General features: G+C 63.5%; 3 protein-coding genes. 2 read left to right on the top strand and 1 reads right to left on the bottom strand.

The annotated features are described in order from the left end of the window. On the bottom strand, positions 1–429 hold a 429-nt coding region (locus tag AX702_RS06930), incomplete at its 3' end, for a TetR/AcrR family transcriptional regulator (protein WP_066777890.1). A 96-nt stretch (positions 430–525) separates the two neighbouring features. Here AX702_RS06930 and AX702_RS06925 point away from each other — a divergent pair. Then, positions 526–1515 carry a zinc-dependent alcohol dehydrogenase family protein gene (locus tag AX702_RS06925; RefSeq protein WP_009823890.1) on the top strand — a complete coding sequence of 330 codons (990 nt, stop codon included), beginning with the start codon at positions 526–528 and terminating at the stop codon, positions 1513–1515. A gap of 99 nt (positions 1516–1614) precedes the next feature. Then, on the top strand, positions 1615–2600 hold a 986-nt coding region (locus AX702_RS06920), incomplete at its 3' end, for an S-(hydroxymethyl)glutathione dehydrogenase/class III alcohol dehydrogenase (protein WP_066777887.1).

The following is a 2600-nucleotide window of genomic DNA, read 5'->3' as shown; positions in this document are numbered from 1 at the left end:
GGCCTCCGCCGCGATGCGCTTGTCGCGCAGCAGGCATTCGATGGCGGCGGACGCCGGCGAAACGGCTGCCGCTGCCGAATACATGAAGCAGCCGGCCGGCGTTTCAGGTTCCGAGAATGATGACGCCGCTCGTTCCAGCAGGCCTTTGACGGCCTCGTAGGTGGACAACGCCGGATCGTTGATGGGTGCATAGAGGTGGACGCTGAACGTCGCGGCGTAGCGCTCGATCACCGCCGCAAACAGCCCCGCCTTGTTGTCAAACGCTGCATAGAGACTGGCAGCGGCGACGCCAGTCTCCGCCACCAGATCGGCCATCGATGTCGCCTCGTAGCCGCGCTGCCAGAACAGCCGCACCGCCTTGTCGAGCGCAGCGTCAGTGTCGAACACACGAGGGCGACCTGCGCGGCGACGGGCTTTCGTCTCTGTCATCTCTGGTGCATGATATGGAACGATCGATAAATAATATCTTGAAACGGGTGGTCTTCTCCCTTACAGAACGATCATTCAATAATCAAGGAATCTCCAATGAGCCGCATCGTCCGTATCCACGAATATGGCGACGCCAGCGTCCTCAGGATTGAAGATGTGGCCGTCCCCGCGCCCGCGGCCGACGAAGTGCAGATCGCGGTGAAGGCGATAGGCATAAACCGCGCCGAGGTGATGTTCCGCAACCATGCCTACCTTCAGGAAGCCGAGTTCCCGAGCCGCCTTGGCTATGAGGCTGCCGGCACTGTCGTTACGGTCGGCGCGGACGTGACCGGGTTTGCGGAAGGCGAAGCCGTCAGCGTCATCCCCCCGCTCGATATCGCGCGCTGGGGCACTTATGGCGAGGTCGCCAACGTGCCCGCCCGCCTCGTCGTCAAGCATCCGGCGGCGCTGTCGTTCGAGGAAGCGGCGGCCGTGTGGATGCAGTATGTCACCGCCTGGGGTGCGCTGGTGGAGCAGGCGAAACTCGGCGAGGGCGATTTCGTCATCGTCACTGCTGCCTCCAGCAGCGTCGGCCTTGCTGCCTTCCAGATTGCGCGGATGGTCGGCGCGACGGTAATCGCGACGACGCGTACCGGCGCCAAGCGCCAGGCCCTGATCGATGCCGGTGCACATCATGTCGTCGCAACCGGGGAAGAGGATCTGGTAGCGAGGGTGATGGAGATAACCGATGGTCAGGGTGCGCGCGTGGTGCTCGATCCGGTCGGAGGCCCGTCGTTCGAGCCGCTGACCGAGAGCATGGCACGCGGCGGCATCCTGCTCGAATATGGCGCGCTCAGCGGCGAACCGACGCCGTTCCCGTTGTTCTCCGTGCTGGGCAAGAGCCTCACGCTCAAGGGGTATCTCTACAGCGAGATCGTCTCGGACGATGCCGCCCTCGATCGCGCTAAGGCGTTCATCGTGGCGGGTCTGGAATCGGGCGCGCTCAAGCCGCGGATCGCGCGCACTTTCCCGCTCGACGCCATCCAGGACGCTCACCGCTTCCTCGAATCGAACGACCAGATCGGCAAGGTCGTCGTTACGGTCTGACCGGCATACCGGGGGAGTGAGCGATCGCTCCCCCACGAATTTGCGCTGACGCAACGGCCTCGCACCAGCAATCGGTTAACTCAACGAGGGTATCCCAACATGAAATCTCGCGCCGCTGTAGCCTTCGAGGCGGGCAAGCCACTCGAAATCGTCGAGATCGATGTCGCCCCACCCCGGAAAGGCGAAGTCCTCATACGGGTGACGCACACCGGTGTGTGCCACACCGACGCGTACACGCTGGCGGGGAGTGATCCGGAGGGTGTTTTCCCGGTGGTTCTGGGCCACGAGGGCGCGGGCATCGTTGTCGAGGTCGGGGAAGGCGTCACCAGCGTCGGGCCGGGCGATCACGTGATTCCGCTCTACACCGCCGAATGCGGCAAGTGCGACTTCTGCCTGTCGGGCAAGACCAACCTGTGCGTCGCTGTCCGCGAAACGCAGGGCAAGGGCTTGATGCCCGATGGGACCACCCGCTTTTCGTACAATGGTCAGCCCCTCTATCATTACATGGGCTGTTCAACCTTCAGTGAATATACTGTCGTCGCCGAAGTCTCGCTCGCCAAGATCAATCCCGAGGCAAACCCCGAACATGTCTGCCTGCTCGGCTGCGGCGTCACGACCGGCATCGGCGCAGTCCACAATACCGCCAAGGTCCAGCCCGGAGACTCCGTCGCCGTGTTCGGCCTCGGCGGCATCGGCCTCGCGGCGATTCAGGGTGCGCGCCAGGCGAAGGCGGGTCGCATCATCGCCATCGACACCAATCCGTCCAAGTTCGAGCTGGCACGCCAGTTCGGTGCGACCGAGTGCATCAACCCCAAGGACCATGACAAGCCCATCCAGCAAGTGCTGATCGAGATGACGGGCTGGGGCATCGATCATACCTTCGAGTGCATCGGCAACGTCCACGTCATGCGCGCCGCGCTTGAATCAGCGCACCGTGGCTGGGGTCAGTCGATCGTGATTGGCGTTGCTGGCGCGGGCGAAGAAATCTCCACCCGTCCATTCCAGCTCGTTACGGGCCGAGTCTGGAAGGGGTCCGCTTTCGGCGGCGTCAAGGGACGTACACAGCTCCCCGGCATGGTCGAGGA

Source organism: Sphingomonas sp. CCH5-D11 (assembly GCF_001557395.1).
Classification (GTDB): Bacteria; Pseudomonadota; Alphaproteobacteria; order Sphingomonadales; family Sphingomonadaceae; genus Sphingomonas.
The sequence above is the reverse complement of the archived record's forward strand: the minus strand, read 5'-3'. Positions and strand labels throughout refer to the sequence as shown.